The organism is Vibrio sp. 1-Bac 57 (genome assembly GCF_037546855.1).
In the GTDB taxonomy this organism is placed as follows: Bacteria; Pseudomonadota; Gammaproteobacteria; order Enterobacterales; family Psychromonadaceae; genus Psychromonas.
Genome location: NZ_JALAAC010000096.1, coordinates 1 through 1,075 on the forward strand (window position 1 = coordinate 1; position 1,075 = coordinate 1,075).

The 1,075-nt window shown below is 37.8% G+C and carries 1 protein-coding gene; it reads left to right on the forward strand.

The features are described 5' to 3' along the window. The first annotated feature begins 279 nt into the window (after nt 1–279). Nucleotides 280–672: a helix-turn-helix transcriptional regulator gene (locus MT391_RS20650; protein ID WP_499499971.1), complete on the forward strand. Its 393-nt coding sequence runs from the start codon at nt 280–282 to the stop codon at nt 670–672. Nucleotides 673–1,075 lie beyond the last annotated feature (403 nt).

The window sequence follows — 1,075 nt, forward strand, 5'->3', positions numbered from 1 at the left end:
GGGTATCCGATAACGAGACTTGTGATTGGCGAGACTGTGTCATAACAACTACCTCCGAGCATGTAAAACTACATGATCAAAAGATAGATTGATAATGACTATTAATCAAAGTTTATGGCTGTCCACTAGTATTATGCCGATAAATGCCTCAATGCACATAAGACAGGTACGCTGTTTTTTGATGACGCCCTCCTATTGGTCCACCATAATGAATTTGCTGAACAATATACAACAACATTGTTAGGTACGTTTGACCCTTCGACTATCTACAAGGAGCTCGTGCGTTTTCTAAAACTATCTGATACTGATGTACAGTTGGGTTTTGAACACAGGGTCAATGAGTTTATGATTGTATCTCAATATTTTAATGAAGAGGATTACTACCGTAAAGTTAGTCGCTTTTTATCAATCAGTCTGAGTAAACAACATGGGCAGGAATTTCTCCCTTCTCAGATTCACCAGATTAACACCCTGACAGTCAGAGAGATGGATGTTACCAAAGCGATTGCCAAAGGTATGCATTATCAAGATGTGGCAGACGAATTATCCATCAGCATCAATACCGTAAGGACGCACTTAAAACATATCCATCGAAAGTTAAATATTAAAAACCAACGCACATTGGTGCGACTTTTTTCAGAGTATCAGGCATATGGAGAGCCCAACATATGATCTATTCACAAAAGCAGGGGCTGAGGGGCAGTCTGAAAACAATGTTAAACAGCCAAAAACTTTTACAATTAAATAATGAGTTAATGATGCACACAGTTGAGTGAAATATGGTCAAAAAACTGTAGATTCTCGTCAACAGGTTAAAGTTGAAGAGAAATTTCTGAGTATAAAATAGGTTTTATAGTGTTTTAGACAGGTAAATATTTTAGCTTTCGCTAATAGCTTATAAAGCAAGAAAAAGAGCAATAAATTAATGCATATTTCGTCGTAATTCGTTTTTACTGGCAATCCAACGCTTACCGGTATGCGCTGCAAATAACGCTAACTCTTCCAACGAGCCTACTGCACCTTGGTAGTCTTTTCCAAAACTACTCGCTAGCGATAACCAACTTTCACTGTCAAT